This is a genomic window from Streptomyces sp. NBC_01410, assembly GCF_045040195.1.
GTDB lineage: Bacteria > Actinomycetota > Actinomycetes > Streptomycetales > Streptomycetaceae > Streptomyces.
In genome coordinates, this window is the sequence record NZ_CP109530.1 from 6,148,126 (window position 1) to 6,174,529 (window position 26,404).

Genomic DNA, 26,404 nt, shown 5'->3' on the forward strand with positions numbered 1-26,404 from the left:
CTCTGCAACGTTGCCTTTACCTTCAAGTGGTGGGCGGCGGCTTGTTGTACGCCGCTTGAAGGGCTCGCCCCCACGCCCGGCGACGCTGCCGGACGCCCGAGGAGTACATGTGACCAGCACCGCGCAGCCACCACCTGTATCGGGAGCCCGTGAGGCCCATCCCGACCACCTCGGCCATGTCATCTTCATCACGGCCGCCGCCGCGATGGGCGGTTTCCTCTTCGGCTACGACAGTTCGGTCATCAACGGCGCTGTCGAGGCCATCCGCGACCGCTACGACATAGGCTCCGGAACGCTCGCCCAGGTCATCGCGATCGCCCTGATCGGCTGCGCCGTCGGCGCCGCCACCGCCGGCCGGATCGCCGACCGCATCGGCCGCATCCGCTGTATGCAGATCGCCGCCGTGCTCTTCACCGTCAGCGCGGTCGGCTCCTGCGTCCCCTTCGCCCTCTGGGACCTCGCCTTCTGGCGCGTCATCGGCGGTTTCGCCATCGGCATGGCATCGGTCATCGGCCCGGCCTATATCGCCGAGGTCTCCCCGCCCGCCTACCGCGGCCGGCTCGCCTCCTTCCAGCAGGCCGCGATCGTCATCGGCATCGCCGTGTCCCAGCTGGTGAACTACGGAATCCTGCAGTTCGCCGACGGTGAGCAGCGCGGCGAGATCGGCGGGCTCGAGGCCTGGCAGTGGATGCTCGGCGTCATGGTCGTGCCCGCGGTGCTCTACGGACTGCTCTCCTTCGTGATCCCCGAGTCGCCCCGCTTCCTGATCTCCGTCGGCAGGACCGACCGGGCGAAGGAGGTCCTCCGCGAGGTCGAGGGCCACAGCGTGGACCTGGACGCCCGCGTCGCCGAGATCGACCTGGCAATGCGCAGCGAGCACAAGTCGACCTTCAAGGACCTGCTGGGCAGCCGCTTCGGCTTCCTGCCCATCGTCTGGGTCGGCATCGGACTCTCGGTCTTCCAGCAGCTCGTCGGCATCAACGTCGCGTTCTACTACTCCTCGACGCTGTGGCAGTCCGTCGGCATCGACCCGACCGACTCGTTCCTCTACTCCTTCACCACCTCGATCATCAACATCGTCGGCACCGTGATCGCGATGGTCTTTGTGGACAGGGTCGGCCGCCGCCCGCTCGCCCTCATCGGCTCGGCCGGTATGGCGATCGCGCTGGCCTTCGAGGCCTGGGCCTTCTCCGCCGATCTCGTCGACGGCAAGCTCCCCACGACCCAGGGTGTCGTGGCCCTGGTCGCAGCCCATGTCTTCGTGCTCTTCTTCGCGCTCTCCTGGGGTGTTGTGGTCTGGGTCTTCCTGGGCGAGATGTTCCCCAACCGGATCCGCGCCGCGGCGCTCGGCGTCGCCGCCTCCGCCCAGTGGATCGCCAACTGGGCCATCACCGCGAGCTTCCCGAGCCTGTCGGACTGGAACCTCTCGGGCACGTACGTCATCTACACAGCCTTCGCCGTGCTCTCGATCCCCTTCGTGCTCAGGTACGTCAAGGAGACGAAGGGCAAGGCGTTGGAGGAGATGGGCTAATCCCCGCTGCCCCTCTCCTCACCACGGAACTGCCCCGGCTCACCCAGTGAGCCGGGGCAGTACCTGTTCGCACATCAGCTGCAGGCTGCGCCAGCCCTCGTCCACCGGCATGCCGCCGCACAGCGGATGCAGTACGAGACTCTCGGCGCCCAGCGCCACGCACTCGTCCGGCGTGACGATCCGGTACACGCCCTCGGCGCGGAGCTCGTCGACGGTGGTGGCAGCGGACTTCACCGCCGAGCGGATGTCCTTGGACTGCCACGAGGCGTACATCCGGGCCTCGTGCAGGAAGTGCTTTCCGTACTCGGCCCAGGTGCGGTCCGGGTCGTCGGACAGATGCAGGAGCGGCGTCTTCTCGGCGGGCATCATCGTCCAGCCCTCGGTGCCGTATTCGGCGAGCCTGTCCTGGTAGTACGCCTCCAGCTCCGGCAGGTGCGCGCTCGGGAAGAACGGCAGCCCGAGGCGGGCGGCGCGGCGGGCCGCCGCCTTCGACGAGCCGCCGACGAGCAGCAGGGGGTGGGGCTGGGTGTACGGGCGCGGGGTGACCCGTACCGTGCGGCCCTCGTAGGTGAAGGGCTCGCCCGTCCACGCCTTGAGAAGGGTCTCCAGGAGCAGATCCTGGATCTTGCCGCGCCTGCCCCAGTCGACGCCGTGGGCCTCGTACTCCTCGGGCCGGTAGCCGATGCCCGCGACCGTGACCAGTCGTCCTTTGCCGATCAGGTCGAGCACGGCGATGTCCTCGGCCAGCCGCAGCGGATCGTAGAGCGGGCCGATGATCGCGGAGACGGTGACCGCGATACGGCGGGTGGACCCGAGGACCGCGCCGGCGAAGACGAACGGGGAGGGCAGCCAGTTGTTGCCGGCGCCGTGGTGCTCCTCGGTCTGGATGGTGTCGATGCCGCGGTCGTCGGCGTACGCGGCCATCTCCAGGGCGGCGCCATAGCGGGCCGCGAGGGTCTCGGGTGTCGCGTCGGGATCGACGAGATTGAAGCGGGCCACCGTGAAGGCCATGGGAACGTCCCCCTCCGCAGCGTATGAGCACGGCGAAGAGGGACGCTAGCTGACGTCGCGTCAGATTGATAGAGCGGCGGACCCGGGTTCTGCGAGGGGCTGGGCGACCACGACGGTGGCCGCCCGGCCCGGTCGCCCACGAGACCGGACGGCGGACCGGCCCTTCCCGCAGCGGCGCGAGGCCACGCAGAGGGAGCGAATGGCCCTCTGCGAGGTCACGCATACTGGACGGGTTATGGAAATCCTCATCCTTGCTGTAGTCATCGCCCTGGTCGCGGTCGGCGCGATCAGCGGGCTCGTGGTCAGCAGCCGCAAGAAGAAGCAGCTGCCGCCCTCGGCACCGTCGAGCACGCCGACCATCACTGCCCCGCCCGCCGAGCCTCAGGTCGGTGAGGACGCCGCCCCGACGGTCGAGGAGCCGCGCCGCACGATCGAGGAGGTCGATCTCCCCGACGCCACGGGAGCCACGGCTCCCGTCGTCGTCGAGGAGCCCCTCGCCCCCGAGATCGAGATCCCCGAGCCGACCGCGGGCCGGCTGGTCCGGCTGCGCGCGCGTCTCGCCCGCTCCCAGAACTCCCTCGGCAAGGGTCTGCTCACGCTCCTGTCGCGCGAGCACCTCGACGAGGAGACCTGGGAGGAGATCGAGGACACCCTGCTCACCGCGGACGTCGGTGTCGCGCCGACCCAGGAGCTGGTCGAGCGGCTGCGCGAGCGCGTGAAGGTGCTCGGCACGCGTACGCCCGACGAACTGCGCGGGCTGCTGCGCGGGGAGCTGCTGCGCCTCCTCGGCACCGACTTCGACCGTGCGGTGAAGACCGAGAGCGGTCTGGACACCCCGGGCGTCGTCATGGTCGTCGGTGTCAACGGCACCGGAAAGACCACCACGACCGGAAAGCTGGCGCGGGTGCTCGTCGCGGACGGCCGCTCGGTGGTTCTCGGCGCGGCGGACACCTTCCGCGCGGCGGCCGCGGACCAGCTCCAGACCTGGGGCGAGCGGGTCGGCGCGCGCACGGTGCGCGGGCCCGAGGGCGGCGACCCGGCGTCTGTCGCGTTCGACGCGGTCAAGGAGGGCATCGCCGAGGGCGCGGACGTCGTACTGATCGACACCGCGGGCCGGCTGCACACCAAGACGGGCTTGATGGACGAGCTCGGCAAGGTCAAGCGCGTCGTCGAGAAGCACGGCCCGCTGGACGAGATCCTGCTGGTCCTGGACGCCACGACGGGTCAGAACGGCCTGGTGCAGGCCCGGGTCTTCGCGGAGGTCGTGGACATCACCGGCATCGTGCTGACCAAGCTGGACGGCACGGCCAAGGGCGGCATCGTGGTCGCAGTCCAGCGCGAGCTGGGCGTCCCGGTGAAGCTGGTGGGCCTGGGCGAGGGGCCGGACGACCTGGCACCGTTCGAGCCGGAGGCGTTCGTCGACGCGCTGATCGGCGAGTAGCTGGCCCTTCAGCGGGGCCCCGCCCCGGACCCCGTATGTGACCTTCGGTCGCAGCGGGGGTCCGGGGGCAGCGCGCCCGGTTCAGGAACGGTGGCAGACGTACGCCAGCGTCCCCAGCAGCAGCCGCGCCTCCGGCGGCGCCGCCGCCGTGTCCAGCGACGGCGGTCGCAGCCAGCTGACCGGCCCAAGACCCGCGTGGTCCGACGGCGGCGCCGTGATGTGCGCGCCCGGGCCCAGGCAGTGCAGGTCCAGATCCGCGTCGTCCCAGCCCATCCGGTAGAGCAGCTGCGGGAGTTCGTCGGCCGCGCCCGGCGCGACGAAGAACTGGCAGCGGCCGTCCGGCGTGGCCGTCACCGGGCCGAGCGGCAGGCCCATTCGCTCCAAGCGCACCAGCGCCCGCCGACCCGCCGGGGCGGCGACGTCCAGGATGTCGAAGGTACGGCCGACCGGCAGCAGCAGCGCCGCGCCCGGTACCAGGGCCCATGCCCTGGTGACCTCGTCCAGCGTGGCCCCTGCGGGGACCTCGGGGGCGAAGCCGAGCGGATGAGCCCCCGGGGACGCGCAGTCGCCCGCCCCGCAGGAACACTCGCCGGAAGCCGCTCGCGCCCCCGGCGCCACGTCCCAGCCCCACAGCCCCGTGTACTCCGCCACCACGGTGCACTCCGCGGTGCGCGCACGGCGCCGTGAGCCGGGCCTGATCTGACTGATCCCCCGGCTGCCGCCGATTGTGAAGCCCATGCCCCCTCCAACGGGTCGAATCGCCGGTGGTTACGACCCGAAGTCTGCTCGTGACACTGCGTCGCATTCGGTGAAGGTCCGGCGGCGCACAGTGGCGAGAGGGGTGGTGCGGCCCGGGTCGCGCGCCTGTGCGTGCACCGCTCCGCTGACTCCTGATCGTCGTGTGTCAAGTGAATCGCGCCTGACGGCAGGGGAGTTCATTCGAAGGGGTGGCGAATGGTGGCGTTTCTGGAATCGCCCTCGCTGGAGGGGTGATCGTAGGACTACTTTCAGTACACGAACCCTGGAGTTCTGCGCATCCGTGGGTATGCCGGAGGCAAGTCGGCTTCCTGTTCGATGGGGCGCAACCTCCCTACGGAGAGCCTCAACTCAGGGCATTCTGGTAAGGGTTCGGGCGACAGAGCTTTTCGGCGGATGGGGGCAAACCAGTGGGCGGCACCGGCGCAGGCGGTACGAATACCGGCAAGCGCCCGAACGAGCAGTTGAGTTCGTGGTTCGTGCGCAGTGGTTGGTCGAAGGGCGAGCTGGCGCGCCAAGTGAACCGCAGGGCACGCCAGATGGGCGCACACCACATCAGCACCGATACCTCGCGGGTGCGCCGCTGGCTCGACGGCGAACAGCCGCGCGAGCCGATCCCGCGCATCCTCTCCGAGCTGTTCTCCGAGCGCTTCGGGTGTGTTGTCGCCATCGAGGACATCGGTCTGCGCTCGGCGCACCAGTCACCGTCGGTGTCCGGGGTCGACCTGCCGTGGGCCGGCGAGCAGACCGTCGCCCTCCTCAGTGAGTTCTCGCGCAGCGATCTCATGCTGGCGCGGCGCGGTTTCCTCGGCACCTCGCTCGCCCTGGCCGCGGGTCCCGCCCTCGTCGAGCCGATGCAGCGCTGGCTGGTGCCCTCCCCGGCCGGCGAGCCGGGAGCGCCGCCGAGCGCCGCGCGCAGGGCCTCGCGGCTCTCCGGGCCCGAGCTCGATCTGCTGGAGTCCACCACCGCGATGTTCCGCCAGTGGGACGCCCAGTGCGGCGGCGGACTGCGCCGCAAGGCCGTGGTGGGCCAACTGCACGAGGTCACGGACCTGTTGCAGGAGCCGCAGCCCGAAGCCACCGCGCAGCGGCTGTTCAAGTGCGCGGCCGAGCTCGCCGAGCTGGCCGGGTGGATGAGTTACGACGTCGGCCTGCAGCCCACCGCGCAGAAGTACTTCGTGCTCGCGCTGCACGCCGCCAAGGAGGCGGCCGACAAGCCTCTCGGCTCGTACATCCTGTCCTCCATGAGCCGCCAGATGATCCACCTGGGGCGGCCGGACGACGCCCTGGAGCTCGTCCATCTCGCGCAGTACGGCAGTCGCGACTGTGCGACCCCGCGCACCCAGGCGATGCTGTATGCGATGGAGGCCCGGTCCTACGCCAATATGGGCCAGCCCAGCAAGTGCAAGCGAGCCGTCCGGATGGCCGAGGACACCTTCGCCGACGCCGGTCTCGACGGCGAGCCGGAGCCCGACTGGATCCGCTTCTTCTCCGAGGCCGAGCTCAATGCCGAGAACGCGCACTCGTACCGCGATCTGGCCTATGTGGCGGGCCGCAGCCCCACGTACGCCTCGCTCGCCGAGCCGATAATGCAGCGCGCCGTGGAGCTCTTCGGCAAGGACGAGGAGCACCAGCGGTCGTACGCACTGAATCTGATCGGCATGGCCACCGTTCATCTGCTCAAGAGGGAGCCCGAACAGTCGACGGACCTGGCCGGGCAGGCGCTGAAGGTCGCCAAGCGGGTCCGCTCCGAGCGCGTCAACACCCGGCTGCGCAAGACCGTCGACACCGCGGCCCGCGACTTCGGTGACGTGGCCGAGGTCGCCCACTTCACCGACCAGCTCACCTCCCAGCTGCCCGAGACCGCGGAAGCGGTCTGAGAGGGCTGCGCCCAGCAGGCCCCGGCCGCGACGTTCACCTCGAAACAGCCCGACTCGGCTCCCCCATTTGCCAGGTCAGCCGGGTGACGTCGCGGCCGGTTCTGCGGGGCGGCTGACGGGGCTCTTCTCCGGGAGTCCGTGACGTGCGCAGAGGGTACTCCCGTTACGTACTCGTGACCCCGCTGTTCATGGCGGTGTAACACGCCGGACCTCTTCGTCACTGCGGCGAAACATCGTGCGGCATCGACGGAAACCGCATTGGGCCAATCTCAGGGCGCATAACCGGCCCGCCCTTCCGCTCAGGCTTCGCCCGCACGCGGCCGCACCGACGACGAGGAGACGCCGATGCCAACAGGCATCTCGACGCTTGCAGCAGACACCCCGACGCTGTCGGCAGCCAACACCGGCTTCATGCTCATCTGTTCCGCCCTGGTGATGATCATGACACCGGGCCTGGCCTTCTTCTACGGAGGCATGGTCCGGGTCAAGTCCACCCTGAACATGCTGATGATGAGCTTCATCAGCCTCGGGATCGTCACGATCCTGTGGGTGCTGTACGGATTCAGCGCCGCATTCGGCACCGACAAGGGTGGCCTCATCGGCTGGACATCCGACTACGTCGGACTGAGCGGCCTCGGCCTCACCCAGCTGTGGGACGGCTACACCATCCCGGTGTACGTCTTCGCCGTCTTCCAGCTCATGTTCGCGATCATCACGCCCGCGCTGATAAGCGGTGCGCTCGCCGACCGCGTCAAGTTCACCGCCTGGGCGCTGTTCATCACGCTCTGGGTCACCGTCGTGTACTTCCCGGTCGCGCACTGGGTGTGGGGCGCGGGCGGCTGGCTCTTCGAGCTCGGTGTCATCGACTTCGCCGGCGGTACCGCCGTCCACATCAACGCCGGAGCCGCGGCCCTCGGCGTGATCCTGGTCATCGGCAAGCGCGTCGGCTTCAAGAAGGACCCGATGCGGCCGCACAGCCTGCCGCTGGTGATGCTCGGCGCCGGTCTGCTGTGGTTCGGCTGGTTCGGCTTCAACGCCGGATCGTGGCTGGGCAACGACGACGGCGTCGGCGCGGTGATGTTCGTCAACACGCAGGTCGCCACCGCCGCCGCGATGCTCGCCTGGCTCGCCTACGAGAAGATCCGCCACGGTGCGTTCACCACCCTCGGTGCCGCCTCCGGCGCGGTCGCCGGTCTGGTCGCCATCACCCCGTCCGGCGGCTCCTGCTCGCCGCTCGGCGCGATCGCCATCGGTGTCATCGCCGGTGTGCTGTGCGCCATGGCGGTGGGCCTGAAGTTCAAGCTCGGCTACGACGACTCCCTGGACGTCGTCGGCGTCCACCTCGTCGGCGGTGTCGTCGGCTCCCTGCTCGTCGGCTTCTTCGCCACGGGTGGCGTGCAGTCCGACGCCAAGGGCCTCTTCTACGGCGGCGGCCTCGACCAGCTCGGCAAGCAGGCCATCGGTGTCGGCGCGGTGCTGGCCTACTCTCTGGTGGCATCGGCGATCCTCGCCTTCATCCTCGACAAGACCATCGGTATGCGGGTCGACGAGGACGTCGAGATCTCCGGAATCGACCAGGACGAGCACGCCGAGACGGCGTACGACTTCAGCGGTGCGGGCGGCGGCGCCGGCTCCCGCAAGGCCGCGCCCGCGCCGGCCGATTCCGTGGCAGCTGCAGAGAACAAGAAGGTGGACGCATGAAGCTCATCACCGCAGTCGTGAAGCCACACCGGCTGGACGAGATCAAGGAGGCCCTTCAGGCCTTCGGCGTCCAGGGCCTCACGGTCACGGAGGCCAGTGGATACGGCCGCCAGCGCGGTCACACCGAGGTCTACCGGGGCGCGGAGTACACCGTCGACCTGGTGCCGAAGATCCGTATCGAGGTACTGGTCGAGGACGACGACGCCGAGCAGCTCATCGACGTGGTCGTCAAGGCGGCCCGCACCGGCAAGATCGGCGACGGCAAGGTCTGGAGCGTCCCGGTCGAGACGGCCGTACGGGTGCGGACCGGCGAGCGCGGCCCCGACGCGCTCTGAGTCGCGGACCGCTCTACAGAACAGGAGCTACTGGGTGACGAGCCTCGAAGTGACCACCGAAGCGGAAGACTCGGGACCCAGCGGCTATGCGGCGGCCCGGCTGCGCCTTCTCAACGAGAAGGAGCAGTCCGGGCCGCCGCGCCGTGCGGCCCTGGCCACGCTGACCGACGAGTGGCTGTCCGCGCTCTTCACCACCGCCTGTAAGGAGGCGAAGGTGCGCGGCGCGGCGCTCGTCGCCGTCGGCGGCTATGGACGCGGGGAGCTGTCCCCGCGCAGCGACCTCGATCTGCTCCTGCTGCACGACGGGAGCGCCGGAGCGGGCGCGCTCGCCGCACTCGCGGACCGGATCTGGTACCCGGTGTGGGACCTGGGGCTCGCCCTCGACCACTCCGTACGCACCCCTGCCGAGGCCCGCAAGACCGCGGGCGAGGACCTGAAGGTGCAGCTGGGGCTGCTGGACGCGCGCCCGGTCGCGGGCGATCTGGGTCTGGTCGCCGGGCTGCGCACCGCTGTACTGGCCGACTGGCGCAACCAGGCCCCCAAACGGCTGCCCCAGCTCGACGAGCTCTGCCGCGAACGGGCCGAGCGCCAGGGCGAGCTGCAGTTTCTTCTGGAGCCCGACCTGAAAGAGGCGCGCGGCGGCTTGCGCGACGCCACCGCACTGCGCGCCGTCGCCGCCTCCTGGCTAGCCGACGCGCCGCGCGAAGGGCTCGCCGAGGCGCGCCGGACGCTGCTGGACGCCCGCGACGCGCTCCATCTGACGACCGGGCGGGCCACCGATCGCCTCGCCCTCCAGGAACAGGACCAGGTCGCCGCCGAGCTGGGCCTGCTGGACGCCGACGCGCTGCTGCGCCAGGTGTACGAGGCGGCGCGCACCGTCTCGTACGCCACCGATGTCACCTGGCGCGAGGTGAACCGGGTGCTCAGGTCACGGGCCGTACGGCCGCGGCTGCGCGCCATGCTCGGCGGTGGCCGTGGACAGCAGCCCGAGCGCACTCCGCTCGCCGAAGGCGTTGTCGAGCAGGACGGCGAGGTGGTGCTCGCCCGCACCGCCAAGCCCGAGCGCGACCCCGTGCTCCCGCTGCGAGCCGCTGCCGCGGCCGCTCAGTCGGGTCTGCCGATCTCGCTTCACGCGGTGCGGCGACTCGCCGCGACCACCCGGCCGCTGCCCGTGCCCTGGCCCTCCGAGGCGCGCGAGGAGCTCGTCACCCTGCTCGGCGCGGGGGAGTCGACGATCGGCGTGTGGGAGGCGCTGGAGGCAGAGGGCCTGATCACCCGGCTGCTGCCCGACTGGGAGCGCGTACGGTGCCGCCCGCAGCGCAACGCCGTACACACCTGGACCGTCGACCGGCATCTCGTCGAGGCCGCGGTCAAGGCCTCGGCGCTGACCCGCCGCGTCGGACGCCCCGACCTGCTGCTGATCGCCGCCCTGCTGCACGACATCGGCAAGGGCTGGCCCGGCGACCACTCGGTGGCCGGCGAGACCATCGCGCGAGACGTCGCCACCCGGATCGGATTCGACCGGGCCGACGTGGCCGTCATCGCCACCCTCGTGCGCCACCATCTGCTGCTGATCGAAACAGCCACCCGGCGCGATCTGGACGATCCCGCGACGGTCGCCTCCGTCGCCGAGGTCGTGGGATCGGTGAGCACCCTGGAGCTGCTGCACGCCCTCACCGAGGCCGACGCGCTCGCCACCGGGCCGGCGGCCTGGTCGGCCTGGCGCGGCTCGCTGGTGACCGACCTGGTCAAACGGGTCGCGGCGGTCCTCGCCGGCAACGCCCCGGCCGAGCCGGAGCCCGCGGCGCCCAGCGCCGAACAGGAACGGCTCGCCATCGAGGCGCTGCGTACAGGCGAACCCGTACTCGCGCTGCACGCCCAGACCGAGGCGCCCGCCGGGGACGAACCCGAACCGGTCGGCGTCGAGCTGCTGATCGCCCTGCCCGACCAGCCGGGCGTACTGCCCGCCGCGGCCGGAGTGCTCGCGCTGCACCGGCTGACCGTGCGCGCCGCCGATCTGAGCTCCATCGAGCTGCCCAGTGAATTGGGCGGACCCGCCGGCGTACTGCTGCTGAGCTGGCGCGTCGCCGCCGAGTACGGCTCCCTGCCGCAGGCCGCCCGCCTCCGCAGCGATCTCGTCCGGGCGCTGGACGGCTCGCTCGACATCCCGGCCAGGCTCGCCGAGCGGGAGTCCGCCTACCCGCGCCGTCGCGGGGTCCAGGCCCCGCCCCCGCAGGTCACGGTCGCCGCTGCCGGTTCGAGCCTGGCCACGGTCATCGAGGTCCGTGCCCAGGACGCCCCGGGCCTGCTGCACCGGATCGGCCGGGCACTGGAGGACGAGGCGGTACGGGTGCGCAGCGCCCATGTCTCCACCCTCGGCTCGAATGCCGTCGACGCCTTCTATGTGACCGATCCCGAGGGGGCGCCGCTGCCTCCCGAGGAGGCCGCCCGGACCGCCCGTGCCCTGGAGGCCGTACTGCGGTCATGACGTGAGACTCCCCACGGGGCAGACCCCACCTCGCGCGGCCGGATACCCTGGGGGACACTGTCCGCCCGCTCCCGACATCTGAGGATCCGCGACCACCGTGTTCGACACCCTCTCCGACCGCCTTGCCGCGACATTCAAGAACCTCCGGGGCAAGGGCCGCCTGTCCGAGGCGGACATCGACGCCACGGCGCGCGAGATCCGTATCGCGCTGCTCGAGGCCGACGTGGCGCTGCCCGTCGTCCGTGCCTTCATCAAGCAGATCAAGGAACGCGCGACCGGCGCCGAGGTCTCCCAGGCGCTGAACCCGGCCCAGCAGGTCATCAAGATCGTCAACGAGGAGCTCGTCGGCATCCTCGGTGGCGAGACGCGGCGCCTGCGCTTCGCCAAGCAGCCGCCGACCGTGATCATGCTCGCGGGTCTCCAGGGTGCCGGTAAGACCACGCTCGCCGGAAAGCTGGGCCTCTGGCTCAAGGGCCAGGGCCACGCGCCGCTGCTCGTCGCCTGTGACCTGCAGCGCCCCAACGCGGTCAACCAGCTCGCCGTCGTCGCCGAGCGCGCGGGCGTCGCGGTCTACGCGCCGGAGCCGGGCAACGGTGTCGGCGACCCGGTCAAGGTCGCCAAGGACTCCATCGAGCACGCCAGGGCCAAGCAGTACGACGTCGTCATCGTCGACACCGCCGGCCGCCTCGGCATCGACCAGGAGCTGATGCGGCAGGCCGCGGACATCCGCGACGCCGTCAGCCCCGACGAGGTCCTGTTCGTCGTCGACGCGATGATCGGCCAGGACGCGGTCAACACCGCGGAGGCCTTCCGCGACGGCGTCGGCTTCGACGGCGTGGTGCTCTCCAAGCTCGACGGCGACGCCCGCGGTGGTGCGGCGCTCTCCATCGCGCATGTCACCGGCCGCCAGATCATGTTCGCCTCCAACGGCGAGAAGCTGGACGACTTCGACGCGTTCCACCCGGACCGCATGGCGTCCCGCATCCTCGGCATGGGCGACATGCTCAGCCTGATCGAGAAGGCCGAGCAGACCTTCAGCCAGGAAGAGGCCGCCAAGATGGCCTCCAAGCTGGCGAGCAGCAAGGGCAAGGACTTCACGCTCGACGACTTCCTGGCCCAGATGGAGCAGGTCAGGAAGATGGGCTCCATCTCCAAGCTGCTCGGGATGCTGCCCGGCATGGGCCAGATCAAGGACCAGATCAACAACATCGACGAGCGGGACGTGGACCGTACCGCCGCGATCATCAAGTCGATGACCCCGGCCGAGCGCCAGGACCCGACGATCATCAACGGCTCGCGCCGGGCCCGTGTCGCCAAGGGCTCGGGTGTCGAGGTCAGCGCCGTGAAGAGCCTGGTGGAGCGGTTCTTCGAGGCCCGCAAGATGATGTCGAGGATGGCCCAGGGCGGCGGGATGCCGGGAATGCCCGGGATGCCGGGCATGGGTGGCGGCCCCGGCCGTCAGAAGAAGCAGATCAAGCAGGCCAAGGGCAAGCGCAAGAGCGGCAACCCGATGAAGCGCAAGGCCGAGGAGCAGGCGGCAGCGGTCCGCCGCGAGCAGGCGGCGCAGGGCGGGGCATTCGGACTGCCGGCCGGTGAGCAGGGCAAGGACTTCGAACTGCCCGACGAGTTCAAGAAGTTCATGGGCTGACAGCAGTTCTGAAGGGCCCGCGGCCGGACCGGCCGCGGGCCCTTTTGCCGTCCTGCCCCGGGCGACTACCCCGGATACGTCCTCGGCTGGCGACGCCAGGGGATCCATGCGGTCATGGGCACAGGGGCCGAGGCAGGGCGGAGGAGAACAGGCGTGGCCAACCCCGTACCCCCACGCGACCGGACGGACCAGCCGTGGCGCTCGGAAGGCGCGCCCCCACCGCCTGCGCCGAGGAAGAGGATGCCCGGCGGCTGGATCGGGCTGGTCCTTGCCGCGCTCGTCGTCTATCTGATCGCCAACCTTCTGCTGTCTTTCTTCAACGGCGTCGGCGAGCCCACCATCCCGTACACGGAGTTCAGCAAGCAGGTCGCGGCCGGCAATGTCTCGAAGATCTACTCCGAAGGCGACGCGATCCAGGGCCGGCTCAAGCAGAAGGCCCCGGCCCCCGACGGCGAGGGCGACTACACGACCTTCAAGACCCAGCGTCCGGCCTTCGCCGACGACAGGCTGTGGGACGAGCTGAGCAGGCAGCAGGTCACCGTGACGGCTCAGCCGGTCGTCCAGGAGCGCAGCATTCTGGCCAATCTGCTGATCTCCCTCGCACCGCTGGCGCTTCTCGTACTGCTGTGGGTGTACATCGCCCGTCGCATGGGCGCCCCGCTGGGCGGCGGCATGCTCGCCCCCAAGCCGCCGCCCGGACCGGTCGAGCTCGAGGCGGGCAAACGCACCACGTTCGAGGACATCGCCGGGATCGACGAGGTCGAGGCAGAGCTCAACGACGTCGTCGACTTCCTCAAGAACCCGCAGGCGTACGGGAGGATGGGCGCCCGGATGCCAGGCGGCGTGCTGCTCGCGGGGCCGCCCGGGACCGGGAAGACGCTGCTCGCACGGGCGGTGGCGGGGGAGGCGGGCGTGCCCTTCTTCTCGGCATCGGCGTCGGAGTTCATCGAGATGATCGTCGGCGGCGGCGCGAGCCGGGTCCGTGAACTCTTCGCCGAAGCCCGCGAGGCCGCCCCCGCCATCCTCTTCATCGACGAGATCGACGCCATCGGGCGGGCGCGCGGCGGCGGGGCGGGCCTGGGCGGGCACGACGAGCGCGAGCAGACGCTCAACCAGATCCTCGGCGAAATGGACGGCTTCACCGGCTCGGAGGGCGTGGTCGTCATCGCCGCCACCAACCGGCCGGACGTGCTCGATCCCGCGCTGACCCGGCCCGGCCGTTTCGACCGGGTCGTCCAGGTCTCACCGCCGGACAGGGGCGGCCGGGAGGCGATCCTGAGGATCCACACCCGGGAGATCCCGCTCGCCGACGACGTCGACCTGGGCCGGATCGCCGGTGCGACACCGGGGATGACGGGCGCGGAACTCGCCAAGCTGGCCAACGAGGCGGCGCTCCTCGCGGTCAAGCGCAAGGAGCCCGCGGTCACCCGGTCCGACCTCTTCGCCGCACTGGAAAAGGTCCAACTCGGCGCGGAACGCGCACTGGTGATGCCGGAGGAGGAACGCCGTCGCACCGCCTACCACGAGAGCGGCCACGCCCTGCTCGGCATGCTCCAGCCGGGCGCCGACCCGGTCCGCAAGGTGACCATCGTGCCCCGCGGCCGGGCGCCCGGCGTCGCGATCTCCACCCCGGACGCCGACAGGTACGCGTACACGGAGGAGTATCTGCGCGGCCGCATCGTCGGCTCGCTGGGCGGCATGGCGGCCGAGCATGTCGTCTTCGACGTGATCACGACGGGCTCGGAGAGCGACCTCGAACAGGTCACCCAGCTGGCCCGGGGCATGGTCGGCCGCTGGGGCATGAGCCAGCGCGTCGGCAGACTGACCGCGATCCCGGGGGACGCCCAGCAGCCGTACGGCCTCATGGCGGCGCCCGCGACGCTGGACGCGGTGGACCACGAGATGCGCCGCATCGTCGACGAGTGCTACGAGAGCGCCTGCCGCCAACTCCGCGACAACCGCGACCGCCTGGACGCCCTGGCGGAGGCGCTCCTGACCCACGAAACACTCGACGAGGAGGCGGCCTACCGCGCGGCGGGCATCGCACGCCTCACCCAGGACACGTAGGCGGGGCGCCGGTCGGCCGGCGCGCTGCGAACGGGTGCCACCGGGCGTCGCCGGCCGCCCGGTGGGGTCGGGGGCCTGCCCCCGATGGTCGGGCCTGGCACCGCGAACGGCGCCGCATAGTGCGGCGCGATCTGCCGCCTGCGGGGCTTCGGTCCTGCCTCCGATAGTCGGCCCGGGGGCGCGAACCGGCTCGCACCCTGGGCCGCGAAGCTGCCGCCCGGAAGGGCGCACGGGCCGACGCCGTGCGCCGCGTACGGGCGCACAGCGCGCTGCGAGCTGCTGCCCGGTGGGGCGGGCCTGCGTCCCGCCGTGCGCAAAGGGCACGCTGCTGCCGCATGGGTCCGGGGCCTGCCCCCCCACGGAGTCGGCCATGGCGGCGTGAACCGGCAGCCCGCACCCTGCGGCGCGAAGCTGCCGCCCCGCGCACACCCCTGCGGAGCAACGGGCCCACAGAGTGCCGGGAGAAGCTGCCGCCCGTGGGGTTCCGGGGGCTGCCCGGGTAGTGAGCAGTGTTGACGCGAACCGGCTCGCAAGCTGCGCCGCGCACGCCCGCACAGTGCGACGCGAAGTGCCGCCTGCCGGGTCGGCCCGGGACGGCGCGAACCGGCGGACACCCTGCGGCGCGAAGCTGCCGCCCGGTGTGGCCGCAGGGCCTGCCCCGGCGTCGAGCCCGGGCGCACCGTGCATCCACGGACGGGCGCGCACCGCGCGGCGCGAAGCTGCCGCCCCCCCCGTGGGGTCCGGGGCTTGCCCCGGTTGTGGGAAGGGGCGGGTAGGGGGAAAGCCCCGCGCAGCGGCCCCACCCCGCCACCCGAACCGCCCCGCCCCCCTCAGCGCGTCCGCGCAATCAGGTACCGGAACACATTCGGCATCCACACCGTCCCGTCCCGCCGCCGATGCGGATGCAGCGCCTCCGTCATCTCCTTCTCCACCTGCGACACATCCGTCGCCCGCACCGCCGCCCCGTACAGCCCCGTCGACAGCAGCCCCCGCACCGCGCTCTCCATGTCCGCGTAGCCGAAGGGGCATGCCACCCGCCCCGAGCCGTCGGGCTTCAGGCCGGCCCGGGACGCGACGTCCTCCAGGTCGTCCCGGCGGGCCGCGCGCCAGCCGCCCGTGCGCAGGGGGTCCGTCAGCCGGCCCGCCACCCGCAGGACGCCCGACGTGGCGCACCGTTCCGGCGGGCCCCAGCCGGTCAGGACCACCGCGCTGCCGTGTTCGGCCAGTTCCACGGCCGCCGTCAGCGCCGGAACGAGACCTTCGGAGTCACCCGCCATACAGCCGATCGGCTGAAACGCGGTGATCAGGTTGTACGCGGGCCGCGCCGGATCCGCCGCCGCCTCGCCTTCCACGAGTTCGACATCACGGTGCGCACCCGTGTCCGGAGCCATCCGTTCCCGCGCCAGCGCCAGGCGTTCGCGGTCCGTGTCGCAGCCGGTCACGCTCGCACCGCGCGCCGACGCGATCAGCAGCGCCAGACCGGACCCGCAGCCGAGACCGAGCAGCCGCGTCCCCGGACCGACCTCCAGGCGCTCGTACACCGCCTCGTAGAGCGGCACCAGCATCCGTTCCTGGATCTCGGCCCAGTCCCGGGCCCGCGCGTACGCCTCCGCCGGGGACGGAGCCGCGGACGCCGCCTGGGGTCGGTGCTGGACGAGAGTCGGTGTCATCAGAAAGCGCCCCAATCCGCCAAGAGGTCAGCCGAGCCCTGAAGGACAGCCCCCCGTGTGCGTACGCCTGCGCGCCCCCCGTATGCCAGAGAACTCCGCATGCGTCCGCAAGTCCAGGGGTTGAATGGCAATGCTTGCGTGCCACCGGCGTGCGCCCCCAGGACGCAGGCCGATTCACGCTCGGCACCGGTGTCGCCGTACGATGCGCGCCATGGCAAAGGCACCTGTTCTCACGCCCCAGTCGGAAGACTTCCCACGCTGGTACCAGGACCTGATCAACAAGGCCGAGCTGGCGGACAACGGCCCGGTGCGCGGCACCATGGTCATCCGACCGTACGGATACGGCCTGTGGGAGCGGATGCAGCAGGAGATGGACGCCCGCATCAAGGATGCGGGCGCCCAGAACGCCTACTTCCCGCTCTTCATCCCACAGTCTTACCTGACTCGGGAAGCTGAGCACGTCGAGGGCTTCGCGCCCGAGCTCGCGGTCGTCACCCACGGGGGCGGCAAGGAGCTGGAGGAGCCCGTCGTCGTACGCCCCACCTCCGAGACGATCATCAACGACTACTTCTCGAAGTGGATCCAGAGCTACCGCGACCTGCCGCTCCTGATCAACCAGTGGGCCAACGTGGTCCGTTGGGAGATGCGTCCGCGCGTCTTCCTCCGTACGACGGAATTCCTCTGGCAGGAGGGCCACACCGCCCACGCCACCTACGAGGAAGCCCGGGACTACGCCGCGTACATCCACAAGGAGGTCTACGCGGACTTCATGGTCAACGTCCTCGGCATCGACGTGGTGCTCGGCCGCAAGACGCCCAGGGAGCGCTTCGCCGGCGCCATCAACACCCTCACGCTCGAAGGCATGATGGGCGACGGCAAGGCCCTGCAGATGGGTACGAGCCACGAGCTCGGCACCAACTTCTCCAAGGCCTTCAACACCACGTATCTGTCGAAGGACGGCCGGCAGGAGCTCGCCTGGCAGACCTCCTGGGGCAGCTCCACCCGGATGGTCGGCGGCCTGATCATGTCCCACGGCGACGACAACGGACTGCGCGTCCCGCCCCGCCTCGCCGCCGTCCAGGTGGTCGTCATGGCCATCAAGGGCGACGAGGCCGTCGCCAAGGTCCGCGAGATCGGCGACCGGCTCAAGGCCGCGGGCCTGCGCGTACAGGTCGACGACCGCACCGACACTCCCTTCGGCCGCCGCGCGGTCGACTGGGAGCTCAAGGGCGTGCCGGTACGGATCGAGATCGGACCGCGGGACCTGGAGGCGGGCACCGCGATGCTGGCCCGCCGTATCCCGGGAGGCAAGGAGCCGGTGCGCCTCGACGCCCTGGCCGAGCTGCTGCCCGCGGTACTGGAGGAGGACCAGGCGCAGTTGCTGCGCGAGTCGCGGGAGCGCCGTGAGTCCCGTACGACCGAGGTGCGGACGATCGACGAGGCCGCCGAGGCCGCGGTCGCGGGCGGCTGGGCGCGAATCCCGTGGTCGACGCTGGGCCAGGAGGGTGAGGCCCGGCTCGCCGAGCAGGCGGTGTCCGTACGGTGTCTGGTCGCCGAGGACGGGTCGGTGCCGGAGGCCGACGACGCCCCCGGTACTGTCGCGATCGTGGCCCGCGCCTACTGAGGCTTGGGCCACCCGCAAGCGGGTAGCCGCCCCGGCGCACGAAGCTTGCCTACGCGCTGGGGCGTACGCGCCGCTACGTACCACCTTGTTGTGAGCTGCGAGGCTTCTCCGCAGATCAGCGCACCCGCCCTCGTCAGGACGCATCAATGGCAACTGACGGGTACGTGCAAAATATTTGGGATGCCCCGGAATGGAACCCGCAAGCGCTTCGGCTCGTTATCACGACGTGAGCACGACACCACCTGTTCTCGCCGCAGAGCTGGCACAGGCGTGGGCCGATATTCAGCGGCACCACCCCGAGCTGCCGGATCTTGCCGCGCCAGAGTCCCTTATCGGAGAGTCCTCGTCCGCCTGTGGCGCCGAGCTCTCCTTCGAGCGACTGCTCCATGAGGCAGTCCACGGCATCGCCGCCGCCCGAGGTGTCCGCGACACCTCACGCGCCGGCCGCTATCACAACCGCCGATTCCTGGCGATCGCCGAGGAGATGGGCCTGGACCATGTCGACGAGCCGCATCCGAGCAGCGGCTTCTCGCTGGTCATGCTCAATCCCGAGGCGAAGAGGCGGTACCGACCCACGATCGAGAGACTGCAGCGCGCCCTCAAGGCGCACACGGTCGCGACGGCCTCCGACACCAAGCGCTCCTTCCGCGGGCCAGCTGCCCGGCACGGCTCGTCCGGCGGCGGTGTGCGTGTGAAGGCGGTCTGCGACTGCGGGCGCAATGTCCGGGTCGTCCCGTCCGTTCTCGCCCAGGCTCCCATTGTCTGCGGCGGCTGCGGCAAGCCCTTCCGGATCCCGGAAGTGGCCGCCGCGGCGAGCTGACCGCCACGCCCGCCGGGTCGGGCCGCCCGACGGGCGGTGCGACTCCGGTCGGGTGCGAGGCCGCCGCAGGTGTGTGGCACAATGGCTAGCTGTACTCGACAGCCGCACAGGAACCCTCTCGCCTCCGGCTGACGCGTCCATCGGGCACCCGAGTACCGCAACCCCACGTGGCATCTCGTTGTGCCCAACCACGTCAAGACCAGGAGACACCACTTCCGTGGCAGTCAAGATCAAGCTGAAGCGTCTGGGCAAGATCCGTTCGCCTCACTACCGCATCGTCGTTGCCGACTCCCGTACCCGCCGTGACGGCCGGGCCATCGAGGAGATCGGTCTGTACCACCCGGTGCAGAACCCCTCGCGCATCGAGGTCGACTCCGAGCGCGCGCAGTACTGGCTGTCCGTCGGCGCCCAGCCGACCGAGCCGGTCCTCGCCATCCTGAAGCTCACCGGTGACTGGCAGAAGCACAAGGGCCTGCCGGCCCCGGCGCCGCTGCTCGTCGCGGAGCCGAAGGACAAGCGCGCCGCGTTCGAGGCCTTCACCAAGGGCCTCGAGGGCGACGAGCCGAAGGGTGAGGCCATCACCCCGAAGGCGAAGAAGGCCGACAAGAAGGCGGACGAGGCCGAGGCTGCCTCGTCGGCGTCCGCCGCTGAGTCGACCGAGGCCTGAGCATGCTCGAGGAGGCTCTCGAGCACCTCGTGAAGGGCATCGTCGACAACCCGGACGACGTGCAGGTCGCCTCGCGCAACCTGCGCCGCGGGCGTGTGCTCGAGGTCCGGGTCCACCCCGACGACCTCGGTAAGGTGATCGGCCGCAACGGCCGCACCGCACGCGCCCTGCGCACCGTCGTGGGCGCCATCGGCGGCCGTGGCATCCGCGTCGACCTCGTCGACGTGGACCAGGTTCGCTGACACGTTGTTGAACACCGGCTCGGGCCGGGGAGGGCTTACGAGCCCGCCCCGGCCCGTAGTCGTATCGAAGGAGAAGCATGTGCAGCTGGTAGTCGGGCGTATCGGCCGGGCCCACGGCATCAAGGGCGAGGTCACCGTCGAGGTGCGCACGGACGAGCCGGAACTGCGGCTCGCCCCCGGCGCCGTGCTGGCCACCGACCCGGCCGCGGTGGGGCCGCTGACGATCGAGACCGGCCGGGTGCACAGCGGCAGGCTGCTGCTGCGCTTCGAGGGCGTACGGGACCGAAACGCGGCCGAGGCTCTGCGCAACACCCTGCTGATCGCGGACGTGGACCCGCAAGAGCTGCCCGGGGAACCGGACGAGTACTACGACCACCAGCTGATGGACCTCGATGTCGTCCTCGCCGACGGCACCGAGATCGGCCGGATCACCGAGATCAGCCACATGCCCTCGCAGGACCTCTTCATCGTCGAGCGGCCGGACGGCAGCGAGGTGATGATCCCCTTCGTCGGCGACATCGTGAGCGAGATCGACCTGGTTAAGCAGCGGGCCGTCATCACACCGCCGCCCGGGCTGATCGACGACAGTGAGGCCGAGATCGCATCGTCGAGGGACGAGAACTGATGCGGCTCGACGTCGTCACGATCTTCCCCGAGTACCTCGAACCGCTGAACGTCTCGCTCGTCGGCAAGGCACGCGCGCGTGGACAGCTCGATGTCCATGTGCACGACCTGCGCCGGTGGACGTACGACCGGCACAACACCGTCGACGACACTCCGTACGGCGGCGGTCCCGGCATGGTCATGAAGACCGATCCCTGGGGCGACGCCCTCGACGACGCGCTCGCGAGCGGCTACGAGACGGGCGCGCACGGCCCGGTCATGGTCGTGCCCACCCCCAGCGGCCGCCCCTTCACCCAGGAACTCGCCGTCGAGCTCTCCGAGCGGCCGTGGCTGATCTTCACCCCCGCCCGCTACGAGGGCATCGACCGCCGGGTCATCGACGAGTACGCGACCCGGATACCTGTCTACGAGGTGTCCATCGGGGACTACGTCCTGGCCGGCGGCGAGGCCGCCGTCCTGGTGATCACCGAGGCCGTGGCCCGGCTGCTGCCGGGCGTCCTGGGCAATGCCGAGTCGCACCGGGACGACTCCTTCGCACCCGGCGCGATGGCCAATCTGCTCGAAGGCCCCGTCTACACCAAGCCGCCCGAGTGGCGAGGCCGCGCCATTCCGGACGTGCTGGTCAGCGGGCACCACGGGAAGATCGCGCGGTGGCGGCGGGACGAGGCGCTGCGGCGTACGGCCGCCAACAGGCCCGATCTGATTGAGCGTTGCGATCCCTCCGCCTTCGACAAGAAGGACCGGGAGATCCTGTCCATCATGGGCTGGTCACCGGAGCCCGGCGGCCGATTTTGGCGCAGGCCCGAGGCCGTGGAAGAATAGGCCGCTGCTGTGCGTCCGGTCGGCGCCCCTGCCACAGGGGGAACGACGCCCGCCCGACGCGGCCAGCACCCTGATTCTCATCTCGATCGTTCCGCTGATGACCTGTGGCATCGGCGAGGAAGCAGACCAACATGGCTCACCTGCTCGACAACGTCAACGCGGCTTCGCTGCGCAGCGACGTCCCCGCCTTCCGTCCCGGCGACACCGTGAACGTCCACGTGCGCGTCATCGAGGGCAACCGCTCGCGTATCCAGCAGTTCAAGGGCGTTGTCATCCGCCGCCAGGGCTCGGGCGTCAGCGAGACCTTCACGGTCCGCAAGGTCTCCTTCTCCGTCGGCGTCGAGCGCACCTTCCCGGTGCACAGCCCGATCTTCGAGAAGATCGAGCTCGTCACCCGCGGTGACGTCCGTCGCGCGAAGCTGTACTACCTCCGCGACCTGCGCGGCAAGGCCGCCAAGATCAAGGAGAAGCGCGACAACTGAGCCCCGGCTCGCCCCTCGCGCCTGAGCTTCGGCTCACACTCACGCCGGGTTCACATAGGGGCCGGATAGGCTCTGGCCCCGATGGACACCGAAGCGAAGTACACGGAGCGCGACCGCTCTTCCGCCCCCGACGCCGGGGAAGAGGGAGAGGGGTCGCGCTCTGTGCGTTCATCGAGCCCCTCCGGGCACCTGATCAAACGTCTCTCCGGGATGTCCTGGCGCAGGGCCGGGCTGCTCGGCCTCGCCTGCACGGTCGTTGTGCTGCTGTTCAGCCATTTCGTGGTGCAGCCGTTCCAGATCCCCAGCCGTTCGATGGAACCCACCCTTCAGGTCGGGGACCGGGTTCTGGTGAACAAGCTGGCGTACCGTTTCGGTTCGGGGCCCGAGCGGGGGGACGTTGTCGTCTTCGACGGCACCGGATCCTTCGTACAGGAGGGTCTGCAGGAGAACCCGGTCAGTGCGGCGACGCGTGGCGTGTTCGCGGCGCTGGGGCTGGCCGAACCCGCCGAGACCGACTTCGTGAAGCGCGTGGTCGGCGTGGGCGGTGACCGCGTGGTGTGCTGCGACAAGGGGGGAAGGGTCGAGGTGAACGGCGTACCCGTCGACGAGGGATATCTGCACCCCGGTGACGTTCCGTCAGAGGTTCCCTTCGACATCGTCGTCCCACAGGGCACTCTGTGGGTCATGGGGGACCACCGGAGCAATTCGCGTGACTCCCGCGACCATCTGGGGGAGCCCGGCGGCGGCATGGTGCCCGTCGACAGGGTGATCGGACGGGCGGACTGGGTCGGCTGGCCGGTCGGCCGCTGGACCTCGCTGGAGCCGTCCGATGCCTTCGCGCGCGTCGGGGAGGCGGAACGAATGCCGGGCGGCGCCCATGGGTAACCGCGGGCGTCGAGCGAGCCACCGGGCCGACACCAGGCTGCCCACCGGGACCCGGCCGACGAACGGTTCCCGGACGCTGCCGGGCCGTGCGGAACGGCGCAGGCTCGCTCAGAAGGTGAAGCGCAAGCGCCGCCGTTCGGCCGTCAAGGAGATACCCCTCCTGATCACCGTGGCGCTGATGATCGCGCTGGTTCTCAAGACGTTCCTGGTGCAGGCCTTTGTGATCCCGTCGGGCTCGATGGAGCAGACGATCCGGATCCAGGACCGCGTGCTCGTCGACAAGCTCACCCCCTGGTTCGGCTCGAAGCCCCAGCGCGGTGACGTCGTGGTGTTCAGGGACCCGGGCGGCTGGCTCCGGCAGGAGGAGAAGCCGAAGACTGACGACCCGATCGTCGTCAAGCAGGTCAAACAGGGCCTGACCTTCATCGGACTGCTGCCCTCCGACGACGAGCAGGATCTGATCAAGCGCGTGGTCGCGGTCGGCGGGGACACCGTCAAGTGCTGCGACAAGGACGGGCGGGTCACCGTCAACGGTGTACCGCTCATCGAGCCGTACCTGAACCCCGGAAACGTTCCCTCGACGCTGAAGTTCGAGGTCAAGGTGCCGGCCGGGCGGATCTTCGTCATGGGCGACCACCGTGCCAACTCGGCCGACTCGCGCTTCCATCTCGACGAGAAGGACCGGGGCACGGTCTCGGAGGACCAGGTCGTCGGACGTGCCATGGTCATCGCCTGGCCGATCGGCCACTGGCGGAAGCTGGAGGAGCCCGAGACGTACGCATCCGTGCCGAACGCGCGTGCCGGGTCGACATCAGCACTCCACCCGTCGAATAGGGTGTCACCTCAGGATCTCGACGGAATGATCCTGCTCCCGAGCCCTGCGGAACTCCCGCTCGTTATGGGAGTAGTGGGCCTGCTCCGGATCCGGGGCAGGCGGTTCGCACGGACTGAGGAGTGGATGTGGGGGACGTGGCGGTCGGCGCACGATCCGGACACGACGGGCCGGAGGAGAGGCCGGGGAAACCCGCCGAGTCACCCGCAGCTGTGACGGACGAATCGGCGGCGCGTACGCCGGGGACGGCGGGCGGCGTGGACGACGAGAGCGTCCAGGACGCTGGGGGCGGATCCTCCGAGGGCAGTGGTACGGGACAGAAGAAGCAGCGATCCTTCTGGAAGGAACTGCCGCTCCTGATCGGTATCGCGCTGCTTCTCGCGCTGCTCATCAAGACCTTCCTGGTACAGGCGTTCTCGATCCCCTCGGACTCGATGCAGAACACCCTCCAGCGGGGCGACCGGGTGCTGGTCGACAAACTCACCCCCTGGTTCGGCTCGGAGCCGGAGCGCGGCGAGGTCGTCGTCTTCCACGACCCGGGCGGCTGGCTGGACGGTGAGCCCACCCCCAAGCCGAACGCCGTGCAGAACTTCCTCAGCTTTATCGGCCTGATGCCGTCGTCCGAGGAGAAGGACCTGATCAAGCGGACGATCGCGGTCGCCGGCGACACCGTGGAGTGCAAGAAGGGCGGCCCGGTCAAGGTCAACGGCAAGGCGCTCGACGAGCCGTACATCTTCCCGGGCAGCACCGCCTGCGACGACCAGCCCTTCGGCCCCTTCAAGGTGCCGAAGGACCGGATCTGGGTGATGGGCGACAACCGCCAGAACTCCCGTGACTCCCGATACCACATGGAAGACGTGAACGGCGGCTTCGTTCCGGTCGACAAGGTCGTCGGACGTGCCGTGGTGGTGGCCTGGCCGCTGGACCGCTGGGCGACGCTACCGGTGCCCGAGACCTTCGACCAGCCGGGCATCAACTCCGCTGCCGCGGCTGCCGCCTCGGCCGCGCCCCTGGCGCTGGGCACGATCGGCGCTCTGCCGATCGTGCTCCTGCGCCGGAGGAGGCTGACCTCCGGGCGTACCGCCGGGTAGGGTGCCGTCCCAGATCGCCGATCCCCGGGGCACGATGTCCGGGGACCGAATCTCCGAGTTGGGGAGCGCTGGGATGAGCGGAACAGTACGTACGGACGACGGCCATGGCCGGCTCGGCAATGCACTGTCGGGTCTGGCCGTGGCCGTCGGCTCTGTGCTCTTCCTCGGAGGGTTCATCTGGGGGGCCGTGGTCTACCAGCCGTACACCGTGCCGACCGACTCGATGACGCCGACCGTGCAAGCCGGAGACCGTGTGCTTGCGGAGCGGATAGACGGCGACCAGGTGCGGCGCGGGGACATCGTGGTCTTCCGGGACAAGCAGTGGGGCGACATGCCGATGGTGAAGCGTGTGGTCGGCGTGGGCGGCGACACGATCGCCTGCTGCGGCGACGGCGGCAAGCTGACCGTCAACGGCAAGGCCGTCGAGGAACCGTATCTGCGCACCAAGGGACCCGCGTCGAACAGCTTCACGGCGAACGTGCCCAAGGGGCAGCTGTTCCTGCTGGGCGACGAGCGCATGGGTTCGCAGGACTCCCGCGTACACCTGCAGGACCCCGGCCAGGGGTCGGTGCCGCGCTCGGCCGTGGAGGCACGGCTGGACGCCGTGGCATGGCCCCTGAACGGCGGTCTGCTGGAGCGGCCGGACGGCTTCGCCGCGCTGCCGGGCGGGGTGTCCCGGCCGGGACCGGTGAAGCTGGTGGTCGGGTCGGTGGCGGTCGGGGGAGTGCTGATCGTGGCCGGGGCTCTGTACGGTCCCATCGCGCGCAGGCTGTCGGGGAGGCGTCGCGGGGCCGCGGGTGCCGGGCGCAAGAAGGCCACCGCCGGTGTCGGATGAGCCATCGGCGCACGGCGAGCCGGTGACGGACGAGGAGCCGGCGCTCGGCGAGCTGCGGAAGGTGGCCCGGGTCGTCCTGCTCGATCCCGATGACCGCATTCTGCTGATGCACGGGTACGAGCCGCAGGATCCGGACGACCGCTGGTGGTTCACGCCGGGCGGCGGACTGGAGGGCGAGGAGACCCGGGAGGAGGCCGCCCTGCGCGAGCTGGCCGAGGAGACGGGGATCACAGAGGTCGAACTGGGGCCGGTGCTGTGGCGGCGGACCTGCTCATTTCCGTTCGACGGACGCCGCTGGGACCAGGACGAGTGGTACTTCCTGGCGCGTACGGCGCAGACGGCGACGGCACCGGGCGGACTGACGGAGCTTGAGCGGCGCAGTGTCGGGGGGCTGAGGTGGTGGACTTCCGCCGAACTGTCGGCGGCCCGTGAGACGGTATATCCGACCAGGCTCGCCGAGCTGCTGCGAACGCTGCTCGACGAGGGTCCTCCGAGTGCGCCGATTGTCCTGGCCCCCGAAATCGTCTAGGGGCCCGTGGGGCTGGCGCACAATAGGGGGACGCACGGCTGAAGGGGAACATGCCATGAGCGCCGAGGACCTCGAGAAGTACGAGACCGAGATGGAGCTGAAGCTCTACCGGGAGTACCGAGACGTCGTCGGGCTGTTCAAATATGTGATCGAGACCGAGCGTCGCTTCTACCTCACCAATGACTACGAGATGCAGGTGCACTCGGTGCAGGGCGAGGTCTTCTTCGAAGTCTCGATGGCGGACGCGTGGGTCTGGGACATGTACCGACCGGCCAGGTTCGTCAAGCAGGTGCGGGTGCTCACGTTCAAGGACGTGAATATCGAAGAGCTCAACAAGAGCGATCTGGAACTCCCGAGCGGCTGAACCCCCGGGTGAGTCCATGCCGTGGTGAGTGCACTCCTGAGTGACTGAGTTATCCACAA

Annotated in this window: 23 protein-coding genes and 1 pseudogene; 21 read left to right on the forward strand and 3 right to left on the reverse strand. The window is 70.2% G+C overall.

Annotation, left to right across the window (positions count from 1 at the left end; all coding sequences use genetic code 11):
* Positions 1–109 precede the first annotated feature (109 nt).
* Complete coding sequence (locus OG741_RS28400; RefSeq protein WP_405602549.1) at positions 110–1,531, forward strand: sugar porter family MFS transporter; 1,422 nt, start codon at positions 110–112, stop codon at positions 1,529–1,531.
* A 39-nt stretch (positions 1,532–1,570) separates the two neighbouring features.
* Here OG741_RS28400 and OG741_RS28405 read toward each other — a convergent pair whose 3' ends face one another.
* Positions 1,571–2,542: an LLM class flavin-dependent oxidoreductase gene (locus OG741_RS28405; RefSeq protein ID WP_405602552.1), complete on the reverse strand. Its 972-nt coding sequence runs from the start codon at positions 2,540–2,542 to the stop codon at positions 1,571–1,573.
* Between the two features lie 235 nt (positions 2,543–2,777).
* Here OG741_RS28405 and ftsY point away from each other — a divergent pair, with 235 nt between their 5' ends.
* On the forward strand, positions 2,778–3,983 hold the full coding sequence (gene ftsY / locus OG741_RS28410; RefSeq protein WP_405602553.1) for a signal recognition particle-docking protein FtsY: 1,206 nt from the start codon (positions 2,778–2,780) through the stop codon (positions 3,981–3,983).
* 81 nt (positions 3,984–4,064) lie between these two features.
* Here the strand turns inward: ftsY and OG741_RS28415 are convergent, their stop codons facing one another.
* A complete protein-coding gene (locus OG741_RS28415) occupies positions 4,065–4,721 on the reverse strand; it encodes a bifunctional DNA primase/polymerase (RefSeq protein WP_405602556.1) in 657 nt (218 codons plus the stop codon).
* A 428-nt stretch (positions 4,722–5,149) separates the two neighbouring features.
* Here OG741_RS28415 and OG741_RS28420 point away from each other — a divergent pair, with 428 nt between their 5' ends.
* The 6 genes from OG741_RS28420 to ftsH all read left to right on the forward strand — a co-directional run bounded on the left by OG741_RS28420 (position 5,150) and on the right by ftsH (position 14,858).
* Complete coding sequence (locus OG741_RS28420; RefSeq protein ID WP_405602558.1) at positions 5,150–6,619, forward strand: hypothetical protein; 1,470 nt, start codon at positions 5,150–5,152, stop codon at positions 6,617–6,619.
* Positions 6,620–6,964: 345 nt separating this feature from the next.
* Positions 6,965–8,320 (forward strand): ammonium transporter, encoded by a 1,356-nt coding sequence (locus OG741_RS28425; protein ID WP_266488802.1) that lies wholly within the window; start codon positions 6,965–6,967, stop codon positions 8,318–8,320.
* Positions 8,317–8,655 (forward strand): P-II family nitrogen regulator, encoded by a 339-nt coding sequence (locus OG741_RS28430; RefSeq protein ID WP_101390346.1) that lies wholly within the window; start codon positions 8,317–8,319, stop codon positions 8,653–8,655. Before OG741_RS28425 ends, OG741_RS28430 begins: the two co-directional genes overlap by 4 nt.
* A gap of 34 nt (positions 8,656–8,689) precedes the next feature.
* The gene (locus OG741_RS28435; RefSeq protein WP_405602562.1) at positions 8,690–11,143 is read left to right on the forward strand and encodes a [protein-PII] uridylyltransferase; all 2,454 of its coding nucleotides are present in this window, start codon (positions 8,690–8,692) and stop codon (positions 11,141–11,143) included.
* A gap of 97 nt (positions 11,144–11,240) precedes the next feature.
* Positions 11,241–12,791: a signal recognition particle protein gene (gene ffh / locus OG741_RS28440; RefSeq protein ID WP_405602565.1), complete on the forward strand. Its 1,551-nt coding sequence runs from the start codon at positions 11,241–11,243 to the stop codon at positions 12,789–12,791.
* Between the two features lie 153 nt (positions 12,792–12,944).
* Positions 12,945–14,858 carry an ATP-dependent zinc metalloprotease FtsH gene (gene ftsH / locus OG741_RS28445; RefSeq protein ID WP_405602568.1) on the forward strand — a complete coding sequence of 638 codons (1,914 nt, stop codon included), beginning with the start codon at positions 12,945–12,947 and terminating at the stop codon, positions 14,856–14,858.
* Between the two features lie 830 nt (positions 14,859–15,688).
* Here ftsH and OG741_RS28450 read toward each other — a convergent pair.
* Complete coding sequence (locus OG741_RS28450) at positions 15,689–16,528, reverse strand: methyltransferase domain-containing protein (protein WP_405602569.1); 840 nt, start codon at positions 16,526–16,528, stop codon at positions 15,689–15,691.
* A 211-nt stretch (positions 16,529–16,739) separates the two neighbouring features.
* Here OG741_RS28450 and proS point away from each other — a divergent pair, with 211 nt between their 5' ends.
* The 13 genes and pseudogenes from proS (at position 16,740) to OG741_RS28515 (ending at position 26,345) form a co-directional block, all read left to right on the forward strand.
* Entirely contained in the window at positions 16,740–18,152 is a 1,413-nt protein-coding gene (gene proS, locus OG741_RS28455; RefSeq protein WP_405602572.1) for a proline--tRNA ligase, read from the forward strand.
* A 226-nt stretch (positions 18,153–18,378) separates the two neighbouring features.
* Positions 18,379–18,972: a hypothetical protein gene (locus tag OG741_RS28460; protein WP_266488818.1), complete on the forward strand. Its 594-nt coding sequence runs from the start codon at positions 18,379–18,381 to the stop codon at positions 18,970–18,972.
* A gap of 217 nt (positions 18,973–19,189) precedes the next feature.
* Positions 19,190–19,639 (forward strand): 30S ribosomal protein S16, encoded by a 450-nt coding sequence (rpsP, locus tag OG741_RS28465; RefSeq protein WP_266488820.1) that lies wholly within the window; start codon positions 19,190–19,192, stop codon positions 19,637–19,639.
* 2 nt (positions 19,640–19,641) lie between these two features.
* Positions 19,642–19,881 carry an RNA-binding protein gene (locus OG741_RS28470; RefSeq protein WP_005311361.1) on the forward strand — a complete coding sequence of 80 codons (240 nt, stop codon included), beginning with the start codon at positions 19,642–19,644 and terminating at the stop codon, positions 19,879–19,881.
* 79 nt (positions 19,882–19,960) lie between these two features.
* A complete protein-coding gene (gene rimM, locus OG741_RS28475) occupies positions 19,961–20,506 on the forward strand; it encodes a ribosome maturation factor RimM (RefSeq protein WP_405602575.1) in 546 nt (181 codons plus the stop codon).
* Positions 20,506–21,327, forward strand: a complete 822-nt coding sequence (gene trmD, locus OG741_RS28480) for a tRNA (guanosine(37)-N1)-methyltransferase TrmD (RefSeq protein ID WP_405602578.1) — start codon at positions 20,506–20,508, stop codon at positions 21,325–21,327. Before rimM ends, trmD begins: the two co-directional genes overlap by 1 nt.
* A gap of 131 nt (positions 21,328–21,458) precedes the next feature.
* Entirely contained in the window at positions 21,459–21,809 is a 351-nt protein-coding gene (gene rplS / locus OG741_RS28485) for a 50S ribosomal protein L19 (RefSeq protein WP_266488825.1), read from the forward strand.
* 81 nt (positions 21,810–21,890) lie between these two features.
* The gene (lepB, locus tag OG741_RS28490) at positions 21,891–22,694 is read left to right on the forward strand and encodes a signal peptidase I (RefSeq protein WP_405602581.1); all 804 of its coding nucleotides are present in this window, start codon (positions 21,891–21,893) and stop codon (positions 22,692–22,694) included.
* Positions 22,687–23,770: pseudogene (gene lepB / locus OG741_RS28495) on the forward strand (signal peptidase I); the annotation flags it as partial. The gene lepB (OG741_RS28490) and the pseudogene lepB (OG741_RS28495), both read left to right, overlap by 8 nt.
* The gene (gene lepB / locus OG741_RS28500) at positions 23,664–24,617 is read left to right on the forward strand and encodes a signal peptidase I (protein WP_405605817.1); all 954 of its coding nucleotides are present in this window, start codon (positions 23,664–23,666) and stop codon (positions 24,615–24,617) included. The pseudogene lepB (OG741_RS28495) and the gene lepB (OG741_RS28500), both read left to right, overlap by 107 nt.
* 73 nt (positions 24,618–24,690) lie before the next feature.
* Positions 24,691–25,452, forward strand: coding sequence for a signal peptidase I (lepB, locus tag OG741_RS28505; RefSeq protein WP_405602584.1), 762 nt, complete (start codon positions 24,691–24,693; stop codon positions 25,450–25,452).
* Between the two features lie 22 nt (positions 25,453–25,474).
* Positions 25,475–25,981 (forward strand): NUDIX hydrolase, encoded by a 507-nt coding sequence (locus OG741_RS28510; protein WP_405605819.1) that lies wholly within the window; start codon positions 25,475–25,477, stop codon positions 25,979–25,981.
* A 55-nt stretch (positions 25,982–26,036) separates the two neighbouring features.
* Positions 26,037–26,345: a DUF2469 domain-containing protein gene (locus OG741_RS28515; RefSeq protein WP_003993268.1), complete on the forward strand. Its 309-nt coding sequence runs from the start codon at positions 26,037–26,039 to the stop codon at positions 26,343–26,345.
* The last annotated feature ends 59 nt before the right edge of the window (positions 26,346–26,404 follow it).

Bases quoted from the DNA above. Each gene is read 5' to 3' on its own strand.
- OG741_RS28405 (WP_405602552.1), bottom strand. From the start codon at position 2,542: ATGGCCTTCACGGTGGCCCGCTTCAATCTCGTCGATCCCGACGCGACA.
- ftsY (WP_405602553.1), top strand. From the start codon at position 2,778: ATGGAAATCCTCATCCTTGCTGTAGTCATCGCCCTGGTCGCGGTCGGC.
- OG741_RS28415 (WP_405602556.1), bottom strand. From the start codon at position 4,721: ATGGGCTTCACAATCGGCGGCAGCCGGGGGATCAGTCAGATCAGGCCC.
- OG741_RS28425 (WP_266488802.1), top strand. From the start codon at position 6,965: ATGCCAACAGGCATCTCGACGCTTGCAGCAGACACCCCGACGCTGTCG.
- OG741_RS28430 (WP_101390346.1), top strand. From the start codon at position 8,317: ATGAAGCTCATCACCGCAGTCGTGAAGCCACACCGGCTGGACGAGATC.
- OG741_RS28450 (WP_405602569.1), bottom strand. From the start codon at position 16,528: ATGACACCGACTCTCGTCCAGCACCGACCCCAGGCGGCGTCCGCGGCT.
- proS (WP_405602572.1), top strand. From the start codon at position 16,740: ATGGCAAAGGCACCTGTTCTCACGCCCCAGTCGGAAGACTTCCCACGC.
- OG741_RS28470 (WP_005311361.1), top strand. From the start codon at position 19,642: ATGCTCGAGGAGGCTCTCGAGCACCTCGTGAAGGGCATCGTCGACAAC.
- trmD (WP_405602578.1), top strand. From the start codon at position 20,506: ATGCGGCTCGACGTCGTCACGATCTTCCCCGAGTACCTCGAACCGCTG.
- rplS (WP_266488825.1), top strand. From the start codon at position 21,459: ATGGCTCACCTGCTCGACAACGTCAACGCGGCTTCGCTGCGCAGCGAC.
- lepB (WP_405602581.1), top strand. From the start codon at position 21,891: ATGGACACCGAAGCGAAGTACACGGAGCGCGACCGCTCTTCCGCCCCC.
- lepB (WP_405602584.1), top strand. From the start codon at position 24,691: ATGAGCGGAACAGTACGTACGGACGACGGCCATGGCCGGCTCGGCAAT.
- OG741_RS28515 (WP_003993268.1), top strand. From the start codon at position 26,037: ATGAGCGCCGAGGACCTCGAGAAGTACGAGACCGAGATGGAGCTGAAG.